The organism is Catenibacillus scindens (genome assembly GCF_014202115.1).
GTDB lineage: Bacteria > Bacillota > Clostridia > Lachnospirales > Lachnospiraceae > Catenibacillus > Catenibacillus scindens.
In genome coordinates, this window is sequence record NZ_JACHFW010000005.1 from 212,897 (window position 1) to 234,478 (window position 21,582).

Below are 21,582 nucleotides of genomic sequence, written 5' to 3' on the forward strand. Positions count from 1 at the left end.
CTTCCTTTCTGATTTGAAAATGAATCCCGCAAAGCAGGATTCTCCGCCTGCGGGAATGAAAAAGTAACAATTCAACCCGCGCCATTCGCAAAGCCGCGCCATCCCTGATGGCTAAACTGTTACTAAAAAAAGAGCCTCCACCCGAAAAGGGCGAAAGCTCGCGGTACCACCTTTATTTATGGATATGTTGATCCACATCTCTCCATCGCTAACGGAATGACCCGTGACCGCCTACTCTCAGAATGTCTGCTCCTCCTTACGGATACTGCGTCCTTCCTGATGCTCAGCCGTCCTGTTCAAAAGCTACCTTCAAAATCCACGTTCCGGGAGAGCCTTGCAGCCGATGAGCCCTCTTCTCTGTCAGTGTTGAATTCCTACTCCTCTTTCTCACTACATTTTCCATATAAAGCGGCAAAAGCCGCCGCCAATTTACTGTAAATTTATCTTATCTGTATTTTCCCTGTTTGTCAAGACTTTTCATAACACACCTTTACTTTACTCTCCCCGTCTTACGGTACTGTCCCGGAGTCATCCCCATGATCTGGCGGAATTTGCGGATGAAATAGCTGGTATTATCAAAACCGCAATCCATACTTATCTCAAGGATATTTTTGGTCGTCTCCTCAAGCATGGCGGCAGCCTGATGGACGCGGTAAAAAATCAGGTACTCTACAGGAGAGTAACCGGACATGTTTTTAAAGAAGCGGCACAGATAAGGACTGCTGCACCGGGCCGCCCCGGCAATGTCATCCAGGGTCAGCTTCTTTGAAAAATGCTCCTCTATAAAAGAAACGGTTCGTTTATATCGGTCAATCATCTCCCTTTCTCCCGGCGACAAAGGGGACCCAGCCTTTTTTAAGAGATATCCCCCTTTCCACCCCTGATAAAGAAAATCCAGCAATTTCATTTTACAGCGAAAATACCAGTCCTCCCCCGCCTCCAGTCCAAGGTCTATGAGTTCACTGACATATCGGCCGTAAAATTTATATTCCGCTGAATTTTTCCGGATAACCTGGGGAAAGCAAAGCTTTTGCTCAAGCCATGGAGCAAGCACTTCCTCCTGGAATCCGTCATTGTAGGCAAATGACAAAAGTCCCGGATGAAAGAGAAATACGTCATGGATAGAACCCGGCGTAAATCCGCGAAGCTGATGCAATTTTCCGCCGCCCACAATACATATATCTCCCGGCTCAAGGAAATCCTCCTCCAAATCAATCTCCACCTTAAATGTCCCCCGGAGGATCTTTATCATCTCAACATTGTCATGCCAGTGCCGGCGCACAAAAAAGTGATCCGGGCAGGCGCTCCCTGCAGGCACCTGAAAATGCATAGCTGCCATAGGCTTTTGGGGCGTCCCGTGAGGAACATTTTCTTTCAGTGTGCTATCCATAATATTTACCTCACATTCAAAAAGCTAATATTGTGTTATAATTATATGAAATACTGCAAGCAATTTCAAGATTCGTGATTTATAATAAAAAAAGATCGGCGCAGGAAACGTCATAATAAATATTATTATGACGTTTCCTATGCAAAAATTCTGAGAAAAGAGAGGGACTCTTTATGACATCTTTGTTGCTTATTATTATTTATCTCGCTTTTATAAGCCTCGGCCTTCCCGACTCTCTCCTTGGTTCGGCGTGGCCGACCATGCATTTAGATCTTGGCGCCTCTGTCTCCTGGGCGGGAGGGATTTCCATGATCATCTCCGCGGGAACTATCGTATCCAGTCTTGCCAGTGACCGGCTTACCCGGAAACTCGGCACAGGAAAGGTTACAGCCATCAGCGTATGCATGACGGCGATTGCTCTGTTTGGATTTTCCACAAGTCATTCATTTTTGGCACTGTGCCTGTGGGCGATCCCTTACGGCCTGGGTGCCGGAAGCGTAGACGCCGCTCTGAATAATTTTGTTGCCCTCCACTATCCGGCCCGTCACATGAGCTGGCTCCACTGCATGTGGGGTATCGGCGCCAGCACAGGACCCGTAATCATGGGCTGGGCCATCACAGGGGGACTTCGGTGGAACGGCGGATATATGATCATCTCCGTCATACAGATCGCGCTGACATGTGTGCTGCTCATTACCCTGCCCCTCTGGAAAAGAACCTCCAGCCCATATAAAAATATGAATCCGGCGCCTCAGACAGCCCACGCAAAAGCCAGAGGAGAGCGGCTCACCCTCCGGCAGCTTCTAGGCCGATCGGGGATCAAGGAAGTTCTTCTGTGCTTTGCCTGCTACAGTGCCCTGGAAGCTACTGCGGGCATGTGGGCTGCCAGCTACTGCACAATGTACAGAGAGATTCCGGCGGAAACCGCCGCTCAATGGGCAAGCCTTTTTTATCTGGGCATTACTGTCGGCCGTTTCATCAGCGGATTTATTACCCTGCGCTTTAATGACCGAAACATGATCCGCATTGGCCAAATCATTGCCGCCATAGGTATTGCCCTTGTGTTTCTTTCCGCGGGGGAGGCTGTGCTGCTGGCAGGCCTGATCTGCGTCGGCCTTGGCTGCGCGCCCATCTATCCATCCATTATCCACGAGACACCGGCTAACTTCGGGCCAGAACTCAGCCAGGCGGTGATCGGCATCCAGATGGCTTTCGCCTATGTAGGCTCCTGCCTTATGCCTCCACTGTTCGGCCTTATCGCCCAGTGCGTGTCCATATCCCTGTTCCCGGCTTTTCTCCTCGTCTTTCTGGTCATTATGGTGATCATGTCAGAAAAGCTGCATATAACTGTGACGAAAAAATTATAAATACGGAGGTAAAGACATGATAAAAAAATATATTTTTGGTGCCCCAATAGAGACGGAGGCAGTCATCACAACGATCCCCGAATGTAAAGACATACCTGAGGCCGGCATAATATCCCTGGACAATGGCTTTTCCTGGACATATACTATGGCCGATGACGACATCGTCTATGGCCTCGGCGAAGCCAACCGTGGCATAAATAAGCGGGGCTATATTTATGTAAATAACTGTAATGACGAGCCTTTACATACCGAGGATCTGGAGTCATTGTACGCCGCCCACAACTTTATTGTTCTATCCGGCCGGCGCAATATGGGGTTATTTTTCGACTATCCCGCGAAGATCACCTTTGATATCGGCTACAGCTATCAGGATACACTCACCGTCTGCTGTGAGGGCTCAGACCTGACCTTATATATCATTGATGGTACATCAGCTCTGGATGTCATCCGCCAGTTTCGCAAAATCATAGGGCGCAGTTATATACCGCCGAAATTTGCCTTTGGCTTTGGTCAGAGCCGCTGGGGATATAAAACAGAAAAAGATTTTAAAGACGTAGTGGAAGGATACCGCAGCCGCCACATTCCCTTGGATATGGTCTATATGGACATTGACTACATGGAAGATTACAAAGACTTTACAGTAAATCCCCAAAACTTTCCGGACTTTGAGGCTTTTGTAAAGGACATGAAAGCCAGCAAGATCCATCTTGTCCCTATTATCGACGCCGGTGTAAAAATTGAGGACGGATATTCCATTTATGAAGAGGGAAAGGCCGGCGGATATTTCTGTAAGCGGGAGGACGGCAGCGATTTTGCCGCCACAGTATGGCCGGGGCGCACCCATTTCCCTGATGTGCTGAACACAGAGGCCCGCCAATGGTTTGGTTCCAAATATAAAGTTCTCACTGACGCGGGAATTGACGGTTTCTGGAACGATATGAACGAACCTGCCATCTTTTATTCCGACGAAGGCATGGATGATCTTCAGGCATTTCTGAAAGATTTTGCCGCAATGGATCCGGAGGAAATTCCCCAGTTTCTTCTCAACGACAAGGTCAACGGCATTAAAAACAGCCCCAGAGATTATGCCGCCTTTTACCATGATATGGACGGCATCAAAGTCCGCCATGACAAAGTCCACAATCTTTACGGATATTACATGACCAGGGCTGCGGGGGAAGCTTTTGACCGCATCTGCCCCGGCCGGCGGGTCCTCATGTTTTCCCGCTCCTCCTACATTGGCATGCACCGCTACGGCGGCGTGTGGACCGGGGATAATAAATCCTGGTGGTCCCATCTACTGTTAAATATTAAGATGATGCCATCCTTAAATATGTGCGGCTTCCTCTACACAGGTGCGGATCTGGGCGGATTTTCCGGCAACACGACCCGGGATCTTTTGCTCCGCTGGCTGGCCTTCGGCGTATTCACCCCCCTGATGCGGGATCACTCCGCCCTTGGCACACGTGAGCAGGAATGCTACCGCTTTGAACGCCCTGAAGATTTCCGCCACGTCATCAGCGTGCGCTACCGTCTGATCCCTTACCTGTACAGTGAGTTTATGAAAGCAGCCCTAAACGATGATCTTTACTTTAAGCCTCTGGCTTTTGCCTACCCTGATGATCCTATGGCCACCTCCATCGAGGATCAGCTCATTCTTGGCAATGAAGTCATGGTAACGCCGGTATACACTCAAAATGCTCCGGGCCGCTACGTTTACCTGCTCGAAGAAATGCTTTTTGTAAAATTTATGCCCGACGGCTCCATTTTCTCTGAGATCATGGCAGCGGGGCACCACTATATCCAGGTTGCCCTCAATGAAGTGCCTCTCTTTGTGCGCAAAGGCCACTGTATCCCCCTGGCCGCTCCTGCGGAGACTGTGGACGCCATTGATACCCGGAATCTGGAACTTTTAGGCTATGAAGGCGCAACCTATACATTGTATGATGATGATGGCGTTTCAAAAGACTACGATCTCGCGGGACACTATAAAACATACGCCAAGTAAGAACTCAAAGACAGCCGCAAGGCAAATATTTTGCAGCAAGCTGACAGGGCACAGGAATAGTTAGCGCAGCGTAGGCTGCGGGGTATTTAGTCTTCGCTGCGGTAATAAAAAAAGATTGCCCCCCAAAACTATCTGGGCGGCAATCTTTTTTTCTATCCCCGGTACCACTGTTTCAGTCCGGATAAATAGGCGTCCCTCCGTTCCCGGTAACCTTCGCCTGTTTTATCTTCAAAAATATCATGGACTGCTTTCATTTTTTCATTTTTATCACTCTTAGAATCTGCTTCCACCTGGTCAAATTCATTGACAATAGCCTCCACCTCATCCTGCTCCATGCTGGAATTTTCCACAGCGTCAAAAAAGGTTGTCTCGTCTCCAAGAAGTTTCGCTGTCCACAGCAGGCATTTTAATGATTCCTCATTCTGGTTTAAATGCCATGCTTTTATAAAGCAGTCTCTGGCATTTTGGAAATTCATAAGGCGGGTGTAGGCAACACCCAGGTTGTGCCATGTATTCCCTTTAAAATCCCGGGTTACATCGTCACCGGAGACATGCTCCATCTCATAGATCACATCACAGTAGCAGGCGATAGCCTCCACATAGCGGCAATAGCGAATATAATTGTCCGCCATAAGCTTCTTGGCCTCTGTGGGGTTCTGCCGTGACAGATCATCAATGATCCCCAGAAGCTTTTTGCACTCTTCCTGGGAATAATAATCAGTAAAATTCATGAGATAACGGACCACTTCTTTTAAACTGGCCCCGGCTTTAATAAGGTTTTTTAAGCTTTTGGCCAGCACTGGCTCATTCATCTTCTTTTCCAGCCAGTAGAAAAAGTCTTCCCCAAAAATATCCAGGGTTACGGCATAAATATTTTCGTAAATATAATAGCACAGCTCTTCCACAGAGTAAACTTTCATGCCGCTGATATGGAAATAAAAGGGGACAGCCTCCGCTACTTCCCGGTTTAAGATCAGACGGCCTTCCGGAATAAAATCATTAGACGCCTGATACTCTGTCACATTCAGACGCATTTTCCACGTTTTATCTGTTGCCGGATACAGAGCGCCAAAGCCCTGGTCTTCCATGATCACCTGACAGATATTGGCATCCTCAAACTCAAGGTGCATCCGTATGCGTGTTGTCCGGTTTGGGCGGTCGGGCATATTTTCCAGCTTTAAAGGAATGACCTTCTCTTTGTTGGATACAAAATCCCGGACATGGAGAGGCACCGTATCTGTGCCGTCCATAATAAATTCCACATTTTCCTGAAGATTGTACCAGTCTGATCCCGCCTTGACAAGATCCACTGTAAACCGCTCCCTCCCCCGGTTCACAGAAATATAAATGCTCACCGGGATCATCTCATCACAGAGAGCGATAAACTGCTGGTTCTTTTTCTGGGTTGCTTCCAGCATACTGGTGTAGCAGGCCCCCTTTGAAAACAAGTTTTGTCCGATAAATCCCTTCCGGTTGCTGCACATCGTCTTTATGGACAGATTCAGCCAGTCTCCGTCAAAACCCTCGCCCACCAAATAGATAGTGGAGACGTTGCGCTTTCCAAGAACTTCCTTGATCACATCCAGGAATCTCCGGTCCAGCTCCGGCGGCGCCAGTGTTTTGTAATCGCTGCCTCCAAGATAAGCGGACAAATCCAACAGAGAGGGAACAACAACTACCGGCGAATGCTTCCGGCTAATACTTAAATGGCAGTAGATCAGCCCGTTTTCATCATATTCAAAAAGACCTACGTCATGGGACCACAATTCCTTAGGCTGGCACAGGGCATAATTCTCATAGCTGGCCACATGGGTCTGTATTTTAAGACAGCCCGGTGACACTCCAAGGCGGGTTCCAAATTCCATCAGATCATCAATCAGTGTTTTTGAGAAGGATCTGGAGGTAAAAGTCAGCCACTGAACCTGCCCGTGGGGATAGTAACGGCGGATCAGTTCCAGGGAAAGTCTGATAAATTCATATAAAAGCTCCTTTTTTTCAAAGACCTGATCCCCCGCCATGATCTGTGGGACAGCCTCATAGTCCACAAGGAAATCCTTTACAAAAATCCACTCCCGCCCTTTATCGGGCACAGCGTCCTCCCCGAAAACCCATGTGCCGTCCTTTTTATTAAAACAGAGCCGTGTCGGGATTTCGTAAGCGTTTTTTTTCCCCGGAAGACAGATGGAATCCACATCATTTTTGCGTTCATTATAGCAACTGATCTGAGAATATGTATTTCCAAGATCATATCCGGTCCAGAGTTTTGTCACTGTTTCACTCATATTCTCACCTCTTTACTGTATCATGTCAAAAAGTTTCTTTGACATATAACGCCATGACTCAAACTTTTCCATATTTTCTTCCAACTGTATATCCGCGTCCTCCCTGGCCAGACAAAGCATCTGGTCAATCCACTGTCTGCCGTTATGGGGCTCTCTCTCATCCCTCTCTTCTCCTTTAAGGCTCTGGCCGTCAGTGATGGTTTCCCCATAGCCGTTTTTCTCTGTGATATGATATTTCACTTCTTCATTGGCAAAGATGGTAAAGGCTTTCACAAAAATGCCGCAGAATACATTGGGCATATCTTCAATAATATACTCTCCGTCAGGTTTGCCTTCTTCATGGTACTCATAGCAGATGGTCACTGTGTTTTTAGGATTTGTACAATACTGCACATACACACGGTCCAAAATTTCTTCCGGAAGATCGGCGATACTGGCAAAGGCTTTGAAAAAAGGCAGAATAATATCTTTCTCCATAAAAAATCCAAGCTGGCGGCGCACCCAGTCTTCATGGCCTTTTAAGGCGTCCCCGGACTGAGAATAATATTTCAGCAGAGCCAACGTACACACTTCCGACGCCTGCTCAAGCTGATCCAGCTCAATTTCCACATAACCAAACAGAGCATCGTCCGTCTGGGCGCCCCGCACAAGGTAATTGTAGCAGTAAAATGCCAAAAAGGCGCGGACGATCCGGCTATCCGGCCGGGATTTATAGTAGGAAGCAAACACAGCCATACCGCTATCCACATAGGATTCGCAAAAAAGAATCTGACAGATCAGCTTCTCCTCCAGAACAAAAGCGTTAACCTCAAAATCTTTGGCTGCCTTCCATATAGCGTAAAGATCTTTCGTTGTTCCAAGATAGTATTTGATCAGATATTCAAGGATTACATCATCGTATTTACCGCAGGAAAATGTATAGTATGCCATCTCCGTCATGAGGCTGTCCTGGGAAAAATCGGTGCTGCGGATGATCCTGGAACACAGGCGCATCAGCTTTTTATCCTGGATATTTTCATAGCCGTAAATTTTAATGGCCTCCAGAGCCTTCTCGTAAAGCCCCCGCTGGATATAATATTCGATGATCCTGCCCCGCTCCGCTGTGTCCATTAGCTGTATATCCAGCCGCAACAAATACTTTTCCAGAGTCTCCCCCTCATAATTGTCATAGTAAAAATCAATAAGATTTTTAAGAACATTTTTCTGGTATTCCTTACGGATATTTGGCAGCTTCAGTGTCCGCTTGTAAATATCAATGGACGCCTCATCCATCTTCTGATATTTCATGGCCCGCTCACTGCGGTTAAGAAGGATCATCGGCTGGGACGGCTCCATGCGGTAGCACTCTTTTAAAAGGCCGGAATCGTCCATGAGACGGCTCATTGTATATTCCACAGAGCCAATGTAGCGGTTTTCATCTTTATCCACAAAAACAAGCTGATATTCGTCCATATAAATATCCACGAAAGCCAGCCCGTCGTTAAGGGGATAGTAGGCTTCATTTTCCACTTCTCTGTGGGAGACAATGACTCCGCTGATTCCGGGATGATCGCAGAATACCTGATATTTAAACAAGACTTTGGGGAGAAATCCCGCCGTCTTTGTATTCATCCGCTCCATGGTGACAAACTGGTGATACAGCACCACCATATTCCGGCTGATATAGCCTTTTTTCAACTGTTCATAAGTAAAGGCTTTGATAATATTTTCATAGTCACGGTAAATTTTAGGCAGAGCATCCCTGTGGTTCACCACATAGGCATAAATAAATGCTTTCTTACTCACAGACATCTGATTATCATAGTTAAAATAAATCAGCACCCCCAGAGGCAAGTCCTCGGCTTTGCTCTCATCCAGGGAATACATGTAATATTCATAAATATCTGTCAGCCGTAGGGAAGATTCAATTCCCAGAGCGTACCAGCGGTTATATTTAAAATCCGTTTTATGGCCTTTAATGAGCATACTGCACACCGCCATAAGCAGCTCCTTGTTTTCATAGATCTCGCACAGTTCGATAAGGGTGTTTAATGCCAGCTCATCAAAGACCCTGCTGTGAACGCACACCTCGGCAAACTGATAGATCACGTCCATTTTCAGGCAGTCATTGTGGCTGGCCCATGTCATAAGCTGGATCTCAAAGCGGCCAAACTCCCGCATCAGGGAAGGTTCCTCGTTCATAGCCTTTACTGCCTCCCAGTACATAAGGGGGCTTCGGCAGCCTTTGGAAAACTGATCCTTGACCAGGAGGAAACGTTTCTGAGGCGAAAGTTTATCGGTCATATGAAAAATAAACCACAAAAGCTGCCAGTAGTCATACTGGCGTCCATAGTCCGACTCGATCTTATCCAGAGCAAAGCGGGTATAATCCTCATCCTTGCGCAGCAGGGACGTCAGGTAAAGATAGTAACCGTAGTAAACCACCGAATAATGGCGGATCTCCCGGCCATTTTTGCCGTCCAGGATCTCATGGGCGTTGTCTTCCTCACCGGCCAGAATGGAAAAATGAGCCTCCATCAGCTCATAGATCAGCTCATTGCTGTTGTTGCGGCAGCAATCAATCGCTTCTCGTGTCTGGCGTATCCAGTCTTCTCTGGACATACGGTCCATGGACAGCTTGAGGAAATTATTAAAAATATCATAAACACTGCTGCGCACCGACCTCCGCTGGGTCTGCTGGACGTCTTTTACTTCTTGGATACAGTTGACAGGAATCTCTATGGTCTTCTGAAAGGTGGAGATAATGATCTTTCCGTAATTATTTCCCTGGCGGAAAGCCTCCGGGTAGATCATATACTCCAGCTCATAGTAACTTCCGAGAAAATCTTCAGTGGTCAACTCCTTTTTATAGACTTTGACAAAATCCCCAACAGTTTTTACAAAAAGGCGGGCGTAGCCCCACGTATCCTTTTCGATAAGGAGTCGCTCGCTCAATGTCTCGTCAACATTTTCCAGATAGATCTCATCCTGGGAAACCCGTATATTTACAGGCTGTTTCCGCTTAATAGTGCATAGAAATTCTTCAAGAGCCTGGTTTGTATTTCTGGAACGGATGAGATTTTCATAGATATGACCGTGTTTTTTATTGACCAGAAAAACTCTGGAAAAATCCGTGGAGCGAAAAAGCTTGACCGCCTCATGCCAGTTGGACTGGGCCAACCTGGTAAACTGGTACAGATCTTTAATATCCCCGATACTTGTACGGCAAAAAGGCATACATACATGAGCTGAAAAAGGGATGGCAATCTCCCCTCCATTGCTGATAATACTGAAATGCCCTTCGATAGTCTCTCCCGGTTCCAGTGTCTTGGGATCAAAAGTATAGTTGACACGGCACTGTGTCCCCACAATGGAACTTTCCTGGCAAGCCACAAGTTTATTGGAGGAAAAGACCATGGCTCTGACAGGCAATCCATTAATGCTTGTCACATCAAAAGAACCTGTGTATACCGTCTGGGCTTCCGCCTCGATACGCACAGTCTCTTCTGAAACAACAATATCCGGTTTTTCATATTCAAAAATTCCTTTGGACAGTAAACTAATCTTTTCCTTCAACGTTTTCACCTGCAATTTCTTTGTTTTTTCGTCTTCTGTCAGTTACGGCAACGCCCTTGCGTCCCGCCCGGCCCCAGGGCACTCCCCCGGCGCGCCTTATCTGGCCGCACCGGGAAGTTCGTCAGATGGATTTTGTCATTGCGCCGGGTTCCCTGGCGCCCTTTTGTATTATCCTCTCTTTCTCGGCGGAAGGATCTCCGGTATATCAAACGCGGCGACTCTTTCCTGGCTCTCTTTAAACTTATCCGTATTCCGGTTGGCAATGGCTTTGCCTTCATTTTCCTTAATATCATCGGCATGGATAAACTTACCCGGAATGGTATCGTGGGCGTGGCCAAGCTGTTCTTCCGGGAATATAAACCGAATCTTTCCATCCTCAATAGCCAGCTCGCCCTCAATGCCGCAGGTCATACAGATGGCCTTTGTGGACTGAGGGTCCAGGTAAAAGTTTTTGCTGTGACAGTGAGGACATACGCCCGGTTCTCCCATATACCGGGCATTTTCAATATCTGCCGCAGCTTTGGCAAGATTGCGGCCGATCTGGCGGACACGCTCCACCTTCTCATCTTCCATGATAATATTTTTAGACCAGGCAAATTTCTCATTATCAATGATCTTCCATGCCGGTGACAGAGCCAGCATAGAATGGTCATACTCAATGGCTGTGGCCCAGTCTGAGCCTCCGATGCCGATAAAAGAAATGACTTTATCCTTTAAAAGTCTTGGATCAATAGGCTTTCCATTGGCATCCTCGCTGATCTTTTGAGCAATAATATTCATTCCCCGGTCAAATCTCGGTCCAAAGCGGTCCATAATAGTGTGGTGGAGGCCGCTGCCTCCCTTTTCAAAAATTGGGTCTACCCACAATACGCCGTCGGCGTCCAAAAGTATACTCCGGAAATCATCAAACTCATCCCGCAGTGAGCAGATATTTCCTTTTCCCATGACAAGGCCCCTGGAACAAGCCACGCAGCCTGTACAATCTTTAATATCCCAGTCCAGCAAATGAATAAAAGAGACTTCCGCGCCCTCTTTCCTCGCCGCGTTCAGGGCTTCCTTACACATCGCGTCGTTTGATCCGCCTCTTGTTCCCAAAGATACGCCTACAATCTTCATACTTAGCTCCTCCATCGCATCAATCTGTAATTTTTTGTAACGATTCAGCCATTCGGCTAGTTTAATAAAAATCCGGCGCAAATTTACTTGCAGAGGATTTTTTATTAACCAGACATATGGCGCCACACCAAATCGGGGATCCTGCCGCGCAAGCGGCGGTAAAGCAGTCTTAGCGGCTGGAATCTCAAGCGGCATGGATGAATAGTTACAAGTTTTTTAGCTCCGGGCATCTTAACGTTAGTATAACTTAAATTACAACCGGACGCAACACTTAACCGATTTTTCCCAACAGTTCAGCTATGAGGATTGAGTGCCTTCAAAAAAAGGGGTGCGGCTCCCGCCTGAACCGGCAAAACCACACCCTTTGATCTGTATTATAACTTTATCCTACCGACGCGGCGGCCCGGTTATTCTGCTCCCAGGCGTTTTAACATCTCGTGATGGCGGCGAACCTCCTCCACTTCATTGGGGAGATTTTCATAGCCCATATCCTGCTGGTTTCTCTGACCCTCATACTCAGAATCAATGTAGCCGTCAAAACCATGCTCCCGCAATATGCGCATAGGATTTTCATAATCAATTGACTTGTCCTCATACTGTCCCGGCTTTCCGGGAATCTCCGTCATCTGATAAAATTTTCCATGGATACTTACAATATATGGAATAATGTCGATCAGATCTTCCGGCTGGGCGCATGAGCGGTGGAGCCACATCTGCTCAATAGTCATTTCGTCCAGACCGTTATCCGGATATTTTTCCCGAACAAGTTTGGACATTTCATCTTTCGTATAGGAAGTACAGTTTTCCCTGATAAAATCCACAGCCTCCGGCTTTTTAGCGTGGCGTTTGGCATAGTCGATGGCCACCTGGGAAGGTGAATGCTGGAAAATACCAAAATCCGGCACAAGACCCACATACTTGCTCCCTGTGCGGTCCGCCAGCTCAATGATCTGCTCGGCCATCCTAAAATCCATGGTTCGGCGCATGCCCCGGTTTTCCTCATTGTACTTTCTCGGTTTTATAGGCATAGGCGCATGGATCTCTTTGCCCATGCGGACATTGTACTTTTCCGCCGTAGGCAGCGCCATCTCAATGGCCTCAACGGGAACGGCGCACAATGGCCGAACATTGGCAAAACCCAGCCTTGCCGCCAGACGGATATCACTTTTCAGCCGCTCCGCGACTTCCCGGATGTTCATGACATGATCTCTAAACTGATGGACATCCATATAGATATCCATAGTTACGGCTTTCATATTGTACCGGGCAATATACTCTCTGAAATCATAAATAAACTGCTCTGACGGGAAAGGATAATCTCTGATGGTCGCCTCATCAATAATCTCAATGCCATCGGTGCCGAGATGTTGACGAACCTCCCTTATCATATCCTTCCATGTCATCTGTTTAAAAAACTGCGCCTGCTGATAACTGTATAAAGATACACCTCGTTTAATACCCATATTCCAAAATCCCCCTTATCTATTTGATCTTCAGAACTGTCATTCCCGCCTTTGTCCATGGAACTTCATTGTCTATGGAAAGGGCAAGAGCCCGTCTCATACACTCCTATGAGACAGGCTCTCTCCTGACAACCATCCCCAGGCCAGGGAATCAGCCCTCGCTTAAACGTTTAAGCATTTCATGATGGCGGCGAACTTCTTCCACTTCATCGGGAAGATTTTCATAACCCATATCCTGCTGGTCTCTCTGACCTTCATATTCAGAATCAATATAGCCTTCATAGCCATTCTCACGGAGAATACGCATCGGCGTCTCATAATCAATGGCCTTATCTTCATACTGTCCCGGTTTGCCAGGTATCTCTGTCATCTGATAGAACTTGCCATGCATACTTACTATGTATGGAATAATCTTCTTTAAGTCTTCCGGATTGCCGGACATCTCATGAAGGCTCATGCGCTCAATAGTTCCGCCGTCAAGACCGTGACCCGGAAACTTCTCATCAAGGATCACCGGCATCTCATCCAGAGTATAATCTCTGGAGTTTTCAAGAATCCAGTCGATCACCTCAGGATTCTTCGCGTGGCGCTTTGCGTAATCAATAGCCACCTGGGAAGGTGAATGCTGGAAAATACCAAAATCAGGTATAAGACCTACATGCTTGCTGCCCGTACGATCCGCCAGTTCAAGGATCTGTTCAGCCATTCTGAAATCCAGTGCGGAAGCCATACCGCTCTTTGGCTGCTCTTTATTGCCCTTAAAGATCGGCAGCGGCGCGTGGATCTCTTTACCCATGCGCACGTTATACTTTTCCGCTGTAGGCAGGGCCATCTCGATAACGTCAATTGGCACAAGGCACAGAGGGCGGACATTGGCAAAACCTAATTTTGCCGCCAGACGGATATCGCTTTTCAGCCGCTCCGCAGCTTCCCGGTGGTTCATAACATGATCGCGGAACTGATGAACATCCAGATAAATGTCCATCGTCACAGCCTTCATGTTATACCGCGCCATATAATTTCTGAAATCATATATAAACTGTTCGGAGGGGAACGGATAATCGCGGATGGTGGCTTCATCAATAATCTCGATACCATCGGTCTTTAAATTATCGTGTACCTCACGAATCATGTCTTTCCAATCCATCTTTTTAAAAAACTGTGTCTGCTGATAGCTGTATAAAGATACACCTCTTTTGATACCCATGACAAATCCTCCTTACCTTATTCCTGAAGTTCAAGCTCAAACTGGCAGATTGCTGCTGTCTTTCCGGACCCAGCTCCACTGCCTGGCACCGGCGGATTTTTAACCCATTCCTCGTCCCATGGCATATAGCCGTACTGAGCGAGAATGGACTGCTGCAGGCCAATCACATGTTTTCCAGGAGCAAGGCCGCCTTCTTTTGTCACGTAAACCCAACCTTCATCGTCATAATTCCAGTGTTCCCATACACATGTTTTAATCTCTTCAAATGTTCTGGGCGGTTTGCCATTAATCTCAAAACGCTGTAATTCTCTCGGATATTCCACACCGTCACAGTTAATATAGTATCCGTTATGCAGGGATAAGAAGCATCCTCTGTAATCCGCGATTCTTACCGCGAATTTAAACCCCGTTACTTTTCCGTCCTCGACAACGTTGTAAAGGCTGTCTTTTCTGATTAAATACTGGTCGAACATTGAATCATACCTCCTTCTTAATGTTAAATTAATTATACCACGTATTAAAATACAGGTAAATGGACATCTCCTGAAAAAACTTTCAGAATATGAAAGAACTGCTTCAAATCCAACTGCGAAGCAGGAACCTCCACCAAATGAGCAATCTTAAGCTGCGGCAGCAGCGGTAAAGCCTGCAAAGCAGGCGGGATTGCGAATGCAGCGTGGAGGGGACTGTGAATAGTAAAGCAGTACAGCCCGCGCCATCTCAGTCTGATGGCGCGGGCTGTACTGCCGCTGCAGGAGCATGATCCACATTTCCGGATTAATTTCCAACGGCCCGGTAATTATGACTCATATCTATAATATTTGTGAGAACCTTCGGAATCCCGATCCCCTGACGGTAAGTCATGATCACTTTCTGGGGTTCCAGCCGCGGTTCCATAGCAAAACTTTCCCCGGCAAGATCTTCAGCCTTTTTAGACTCCAGGCGTATATCATAGGTGGACTCGATCTCCCGGTCAAAGATGAGGTAATCGCCGCCCCTGCCAATTTCAAAGACCTGACGCCGGCAGTCCACCACCACCCCCGGCCATTTCTGGTTAATGGTCATTTCCAGGTAAAGATCCCGAAACAAGGGCTGATCGCTGTTTTTCATCCAGCCAATATCTTTATGTATAATACTCTCGCACTGAGGAACGGTTAAATATGTATATTGGCGGTAAATCGTGCCGTCCCGGTTGCTCTGTTTATTTAATATCATATGGTGAATATCCCTATCATAAATATTAATAGAATATCTGTCGTGGTTCACATTTTTATCTCCGGACATATCAACCAGGTAATTAATATCCTGGTTAAAATAAATACTCCTCTGGTGTCCCTGGCGCCGGATACAATTCCCATGTCTCGCGGACATCTTTGCGCATATCATTGTATAATCATAAAATCCAATAACATTACTTTCTTCACTATAAATTTCAAAACTCATTTCTGACATACCTCCTATGTTTATTATTATATGCGCCAACTATGAATTTATGATGTCCTTGAACTTAAAAAAATCTAAATTTATGATAAAAAATCCCGCATGGAAAATTTTTGTCAGCGCAGCTTCACAATAGCAGGTAATCTCTTGCTCTGCTCCAAAAGAAATGTTAACATAATGCTATAAGTTGCCCGACAAAGGGGCACAAGACATTTTCCCCAACATCATAACAAAAGGATGATAAAAAATGATCACTCCCATTATTGACCCGGCATCAAAAATCCCGGTCTATACTCAGATTTATAAATATATACGAAAAGAAATCGAAAGCGGCCATCTTGCCTGTTTGGACCGCCTGCCCTCTACAAGACTGCTGGCGTCCCATCTCCAGGTGAGCCGAAATACCATTGATATGGCCTACGGACAGCTTTTAGACGAAGGATACATTGTCTCATCCCCTAAGAGGGGCTTTTTCGTCAGCGACATATCCGCCAATCTCATGCCCATCCCTCTCGATCCCCAGCCCCGGACAGAAAACCACGAGACTGAGACCGCCTATGATTTTGACTTCTCCCCCTACGGAGTTGATCTTGAAAACTTTCCCTTTGGCACATGGCGAAAAACCATGCGGGATATTCTCTACGATGACCGCAACACCCGCCTATTTGAAGCCGGGCACTGCCAGGGGGACGAGGATCTTCGTCAAGCCATTGCCTCCTATCTCCACCAGTCCAGAGGCGCTGTTTGCTCCCCGGATCAGATTATTGTAGGTGCCGGCACCGATTACCTGATCCTGCTCCTCTCCCAGATTTTAGGGCCAGATACAGTATTTGCCATGGAAAATCCGTCATACATGCAGTCCTACCGCATTTTGACCCACCTGAACTTTAACGCAGTTCCCATCCCCCTTGACCGCTTTGGCATGGATATCCAAAAACTAAACGCCAGCCCGGCCAATGTGGCCTATGTGACCCCGTCCCATCATTTCCCCATGGGCATCGTCATGCCCATTAAACGCCGCCAGGAACTCCTGACCTGGGCCGGGCGGGAAGAAGACCGATATATTATCGAGGATGACTACGACAGCGAATTTCGGTATAAAGGAAAGCCGATCCCAAGTCTCCAGGGTATTGACAGCGGCCAGAAGGTCATTTATTTAAGTACCTTCTCCAAAGCCATCGCTCCCTCCATTCGTATGGGATATCTGGTGCTTCCCCCAAAGCTTTTGGAAATCTACCGGGAAAACTACAGCTTTTACTCCAATACCGTGCCCCGCACAGAACAGAAGCAGATTACCGAATTTATGCGCCGGGGCTACTTTGAGCGCCACCTCAACCGGATGCGCATGATCTACAAAGGAAAGAGAGACTATATTTTAAAAGCGCTGGAGCCTTATATGAACCGGATACGGATTTACGGCGAAAACAGCGGACTCCACCTACTCATCCGCTTTCTTGACGGGCGCAGCGAAGCTGAACTTGTACAGCGGGCAAAAGCCTTTAATATTCATATTTTCGGTCTTTCCCAGTATACGATTACTCCCGATCTTCCGGAAAATATGACATCCACCATTATCCTGGGCTATGGAAGTCTAACCCAAAAAGCGTTAAAGGAGGGCATGGACCGGCTGATCCAGTGCCTGTTTGAATAACCTATTTTCATCCATAATAGTACCATTCCCAACGAGGTATATGCGTTCAAAAGCGGGGCTGTCACAATGCTGACAGCTCCTAAAGTTTTTAAATTTATCTTTTATCTTTTTATGTTTCTTTTTTTAGCAATTAAATCTCGCCAGCACTGATATTTTAGGGCTTTTCAGGAATCTTTCCTTTTATTTAGATATCTAATATTTTAATTTTTTGTAAGAAGTATGTAAGAACTTTACATAAATTTCTTAGATTTTAGACACACAATAGACACAATTCTTGGATAATATATGACTTGCAATTGAAGGAACTTTTACATAGGTTCAAATTTGCAAATCAATCTAAGGAGTGATTATAATGTTAAAGAAATTTAAAGTATTCGCAGCTATGTGCGCTTTAGTCGCAGCTATGGGCGCTATGACCGCATGCGGCGGCAACAGCACAGAATCTACAAACGCAGCCGCTGAAACTACTGTTGACACAACAGCAAACGAATCCACAGCAGATACAACAAGTGCCGCTGACACAGGCGCTGCCGCTGACTCTGTTGAAGATTCCGCAGCAGATACAACTGCCGAATAATATTATCGAATTGAGTAAAAAGCTGTCCGGTATGGACAGCTTTTTTAATGTAACGATTCAGCCAAAAAGGTTGATATTCCCGCAGCTAACGCTGCTTTACCGCCCCATCCACATGGCTGAATAGCCTCTTAAAAATCCTGAATATTAACCAGAGTATCCCCCTGATATTCAAGTTTCAGTGAGAAAGGCTCTGTCTTTTCATTGAGATACCGAAACATGCGCTTATCCCCCTCCCACAGGTTCAGGGACAAAACATCTTTCTTATCCACCCATTCCAGCACACCCTCATCGCAGTCGGTCTGCTCCCCGGCAAAATGGCTGGACGTATATAGAAAAATATATTCCGGCTCCTGAATGTCGCAGATAAAGGTCAGAACACCGCGAAACCGGTAATCTAAAAGCCGGTACCCGGTCTCCTCATAGACTTCCCTCATCAGGCATTCCTCCGGCGCCTCTCCCGGCTCAAATTTTCCACCGACACCAATCCATTTTTCCTTATTCACATCATTTTTCTTGGAAATCCGGTGGAGCATGAGATATTTTCCATCTTTTTCCAGATAACATAAAGTACTTAAACGCATTTTTAACCTCTTTCTATATTATTACATACGAAACTTTTTTTGCAACTCCAGGATCATATCGTGGAAGCGGAAAATCAGCAGGCGCATAAGACTCAGAAAACAAATCACAGCGCACATAATGGACGGATAGATGACCTGGACAATATCCGCCGCATATAGAACCGCCGGGATCAGCCCAAGAACTGAAGCCATAATAAAATAAATCAGGTATTCCGGTGTTTCCAAATGTCTGCGCTTAGCCACAATAAACATAGTGAGAAGAACAGCCAGAACGGCAATGGGAAAGACAAAATCCACCGACCAGCCCCGCCAGCCCGTCACCCAGTCCCACAAAATACAAAATACCGTTCCTATGACAAGCTGCCACATAAGATTTTTTAAAATATTCCTCCGCTTCACATAGCCCACCGCCCCGCACACCCACAGACACAAGGCTCCGCCGCAGGCAAATGGGGACCACAAAAAATCCGGGTCGATCATAAGATTGAGGGCTACACACAGCACTGCCAAAGCGATAGCCGCGAATGAAAACCACTGAAAGGCCTGTCTTCCCGGATAAATCATAGGATTCTTCTGCTCAGGAAAAACATTTTCAGAAATTTCACAATCAATGCCCTCTTCTTTGAGCATACGACAGAAATTTCTCTGAATGTTAGTGCTGACAAGTTTGGATGAAAAGCCAAGGACAAGCTCATCTCTGTAGGAACAGGCGCACATCTGCATCCGATCCGTACTTGTAAACACTCCAAAACGGCGAATGTAAGGTTCATAGATATCCGGCATTTTTATTTTCCCAACATTGGAAAAAATGGCTGTGATATTTCCAGATCGCAGCCGTGTTCCTGCTTGTAGGAACACATTTTTGATTTCCAGAGGCACCGCCCGCAAAAAAGGATTTTTTTCCAGACGGATGTAATCGTTCATGCGGCTGGCCACCCGCTCTTTTACAAGTTCCTTCTCAAAAAACTGCTTCATGCTGGATAAAACGTCCTCAAAAGGTGTTTCTCCACGGAATCTATAGCCGGCCTCCAGCCATCCCCAGAAATTGGTCATGGAGCTAGAAGGAAAATAGTTTCGCAGATTTACAGGAACCATCAGTGTCACCGGGCGGCGCTGCTGCCGTGGTGTCATCTCTTCATGAATGGCACACAGAAAAATACTTGTCAGAAACACCGTCATGGATACGCCATAGGACCGGGCCTTTTTAAGAACCTGGGACACCGGCATGATCATTTCTGTGATCTCCATATCACTTCTCTCAAGCTTGGGGCCATGGAGCTGATAAGCCCTCGGCCCTGGTTTGTCCCCCTTTGGTCGTCCCTCAGAGTAGTACTGGGAAAAACTGTCCTCCTCAAAATCGGCCAGCGTCTCGCTCTCATCCTCCAGGGGAATGTCTTCAAGATCTTCAGCACTGTGAACCGCCAAAAGATAATTTTTCACAAGCTCCCGTAGGAAACGTATCGCTCCCGTTCCATCGGACAGAGCATGAAAAACTTCCAGATTAATCCGATTTTTATAGTAGGTCACTTCAAAGAGAAGTCTTTTGGCGTCAGGAACGTAAATGCGGCTGCAAGGCTTTTTCGTCTCCTGGGCGGCAATAGCCCGGATATCCTGATGTTCAAGGTAAAACCAGAACAGTCCTTTTCTCAAAACTGCCTGAAATACCGGATATTTCTCCACCGTTTTATCCAGAGCCTCCTGAAGCATATCGCCATCCACCGGTTCATTGAGCTGGCAGTAAAAGCGGAAAACACGGGTATCTTTTTTATCCGTTGCCGCAGGAAAAGCCTGGGCCGCGTTATCCAGCTTTCTCCATCTTGAACGTCTTCTCTCTTCCATCAGCCTGCACCTCCCTTTAAAAAATCATTAATATAGTCAAAACTTTCCTGTACATGGAGATGCCGTATCCCTAAAGCGAAAAATCCGTGAAGAGCGTCGGGAATGCGGTGGATTTCCACATCATTGCCCGCCTCTGCCAGTTTTTGTCCGTAGGTTTCCCCCTCATCCCTCAGAGGATCATACTCCGCCGTAATGATCAGCGTCCTGGGAAGCCCTGAAAAATCCTGTTCCATAAGCGGCGAAAAGTATGGACTTTTCCTGTCGGCAGAACTGCTCTGATACAGACTCATATACTCCTCCACCTGACGGGAAGTCAAAAGATAATCTCTGCCATTTTCACGAACCGACAAAAAAGGAGACTTTTCTGTATAATCACTGCCCACAGCGGGATAAATAAGAATCTGCCTGGAGGGGAGAAATTCCCCCCGGTCTCTGGCCATGAGGCACACAGCCGCCGCCAGGTTTCCCCCTGCGCTATCCCCAATGACTGTGATCTGTTCCGGAGCCACATTTAAAAGAAGACGGTTTGTAAACACAGCTTTAGCCACCGCATAACAATCTGTCAATCCCACAGGAAATTTATACTCAGGGGCAAGACGGTACTCCACAGAGATCACCATATGCTTTGTGGACTGAGCCATCTGGGCGCATACCCGGTCATAAGTCTCTACACTCTCAGTCACCCAGCCCCCGCCATGAAAAAATAAAAGAGCCGGATAAAAGGCATCTTTTCCAAGCCCCCGGTACATAGCTTCCTCCGATGGAAAGTAAATCCGCACCGGGACCTCATATTCCCCGTTGTAAATTTTTTTATCCAGCTTTTTCACCAAAATACGCATAGGATCCAGCTTTTTAAGATCCGCCAGCCGCCTGGACGTCTCCAGTTCCATCCCCTCATTGGCATAGGAAAGTGCTTTTAATATTAATTTTACTGCTTTGTTTATTGCCATAAAGTTTTTACCAAGCTTTCTAAATTATCATCCTATATATTGTATACCACGTTTTTTCTTTGTTGGCAAGGCTGGCCCGCCGGCTGCCTACTCGTGCCCTAAAGGACTAACTTCGTGTCACCAGCATAGCGGTCGTCCGACCGGCGTATCACGCAA

The 21,582-nt window shown here is 46.7% G+C and carries 15 protein-coding genes; 4 read left to right on the top strand and 11 right to left on the bottom strand.

Translation table 11 applies throughout. The annotated features are described in order from the left end of the window. Positions 1-490: 490 nt before the first annotated feature. On the bottom strand, positions 491-1,390 hold the full coding sequence (locus tag HNP82_RS08460) for an AraC family transcriptional regulator (RefSeq protein ID WP_183773283.1): 900 nt from the start codon (positions 1,388-1,390) through the stop codon (positions 491-493). Between the two features lie 173 nt (positions 1,391-1,563). On the opposite strand from HNP82_RS08460, the gene HNP82_RS08465 reads away from it, so the two are divergent. Together HNP82_RS08465 and HNP82_RS08470 are read left to right on the top strand one after the other, a co-directional pair. Beyond that, positions 1,564-2,757, top strand: coding sequence for an MFS transporter (locus HNP82_RS08465; protein WP_183773285.1), 1,194 nt, complete (start codon positions 1,564-1,566; stop codon positions 2,755-2,757). Positions 2,758-2,773: 16 nt separating this feature from the next. Next, complete coding sequence (locus HNP82_RS08470) at positions 2,774-4,765, top strand: TIM-barrel domain-containing protein (protein ID WP_183773287.1); 1,992 nt, start codon at positions 2,774-2,776, stop codon at positions 4,763-4,765. A gap of 152 nt (positions 4,766-4,917) precedes the next feature. On the opposite strand, the gene HNP82_RS08475 is transcribed toward HNP82_RS08470, so the two are convergent. From HNP82_RS08475 to HNP82_RS08505, 7 genes are all read right to left on the bottom strand, one after another. Next, positions 4,918-7,047 carry a DUF5716 family protein gene (locus tag HNP82_RS08475; protein WP_183773289.1) on the bottom strand — a complete coding sequence of 710 codons (2,130 nt, stop codon included), beginning with the start codon at positions 7,045-7,047 and terminating at the stop codon, positions 4,918-4,920. Between the two features lie 12 nt (positions 7,048-7,059). Beyond that, a complete protein-coding gene (locus HNP82_RS08480; protein WP_183773291.1) occupies positions 7,060-10,602 on the bottom strand; it encodes a DUF5717 family protein in 3,543 nt (1,180 codons plus the stop codon). 168 nt (positions 10,603-10,770) lie between these two features. Next, positions 10,771-11,718, bottom strand: coding sequence for an NAD(P)H-dependent oxidoreductase (locus tag HNP82_RS08485; protein WP_183773293.1), 948 nt, complete (start codon positions 11,716-11,718; stop codon positions 10,771-10,773). A 407-nt stretch (positions 11,719-12,125) separates the two neighbouring features. After that, entirely contained in the window at positions 12,126-13,181 is a 1,056-nt protein-coding gene (locus HNP82_RS08490) for a sugar phosphate isomerase/epimerase family protein (protein ID WP_183773295.1), read from the bottom strand. 151 nt (positions 13,182-13,332) lie between these two features. After that, complete coding sequence (locus HNP82_RS08495; RefSeq protein WP_183773297.1) at positions 13,333-14,388, bottom strand: TIM barrel protein; 1,056 nt, start codon at positions 14,386-14,388, stop codon at positions 13,333-13,335. 17 nt (positions 14,389-14,405) lie between these two features. Further along, complete coding sequence (locus HNP82_RS08500; protein WP_183773299.1) at positions 14,406-14,861, bottom strand: C-glycoside deglycosidase beta subunit domain-containing protein; 456 nt, start codon at positions 14,859-14,861, stop codon at positions 14,406-14,408. Between the two features lie 304 nt (positions 14,862-15,165). Further along, a complete protein-coding gene (locus tag HNP82_RS08505) occupies positions 15,166-15,831 on the bottom strand; it encodes a hypothetical protein (protein ID WP_183773301.1) in 666 nt (221 codons plus the stop codon). Between the two features lie 244 nt (positions 15,832-16,075). On the opposite strand from HNP82_RS08505, the gene pdxR reads away from it, so the two are divergent. Then, complete coding sequence (gene pdxR, locus HNP82_RS08510) at positions 16,076-17,479, top strand: MocR-like pyridoxine biosynthesis transcription factor PdxR (RefSeq protein WP_183773303.1); 1,404 nt, start codon at positions 16,076-16,078, stop codon at positions 17,477-17,479. Between the two features lie 352 nt (positions 17,480-17,831). Next, entirely contained in the window at positions 17,832-18,056 is a 225-nt protein-coding gene (locus HNP82_RS08515) for a hypothetical protein (protein WP_183773305.1), read from the top strand. Positions 18,057-18,184: 128 nt separating this feature from the next. Here the strand turns inward: HNP82_RS08515 and HNP82_RS08520 are convergent, their stop codons facing one another. The 3 genes from HNP82_RS08520 to HNP82_RS08530 are packed head-to-tail and all read right to left on the bottom strand — an operon-like array spanning position 18,185 to position 21,426. Continuing rightward, complete coding sequence (locus HNP82_RS08520; protein WP_183773307.1) at positions 18,185-18,637, bottom strand: 8-oxo-dGTP diphosphatase; 453 nt, start codon at positions 18,635-18,637, stop codon at positions 18,185-18,187. 21 nt (positions 18,638-18,658) lie between these two features. Continuing rightward, complete coding sequence (locus HNP82_RS08525; RefSeq protein ID WP_183773309.1) at positions 18,659-20,476, bottom strand: DUF6320 domain-containing protein; 1,818 nt, start codon at positions 20,474-20,476, stop codon at positions 18,659-18,661. Continuing rightward, complete coding sequence (locus tag HNP82_RS08530; RefSeq protein ID WP_183773311.1) at positions 20,476-21,426, bottom strand: alpha/beta hydrolase; 951 nt, start codon at positions 21,424-21,426, stop codon at positions 20,476-20,478. Before HNP82_RS08530 ends, HNP82_RS08525 begins: the two co-directional genes overlap by 1 nt. Positions 21,427-21,582: the final 156 nt, after the last annotated feature.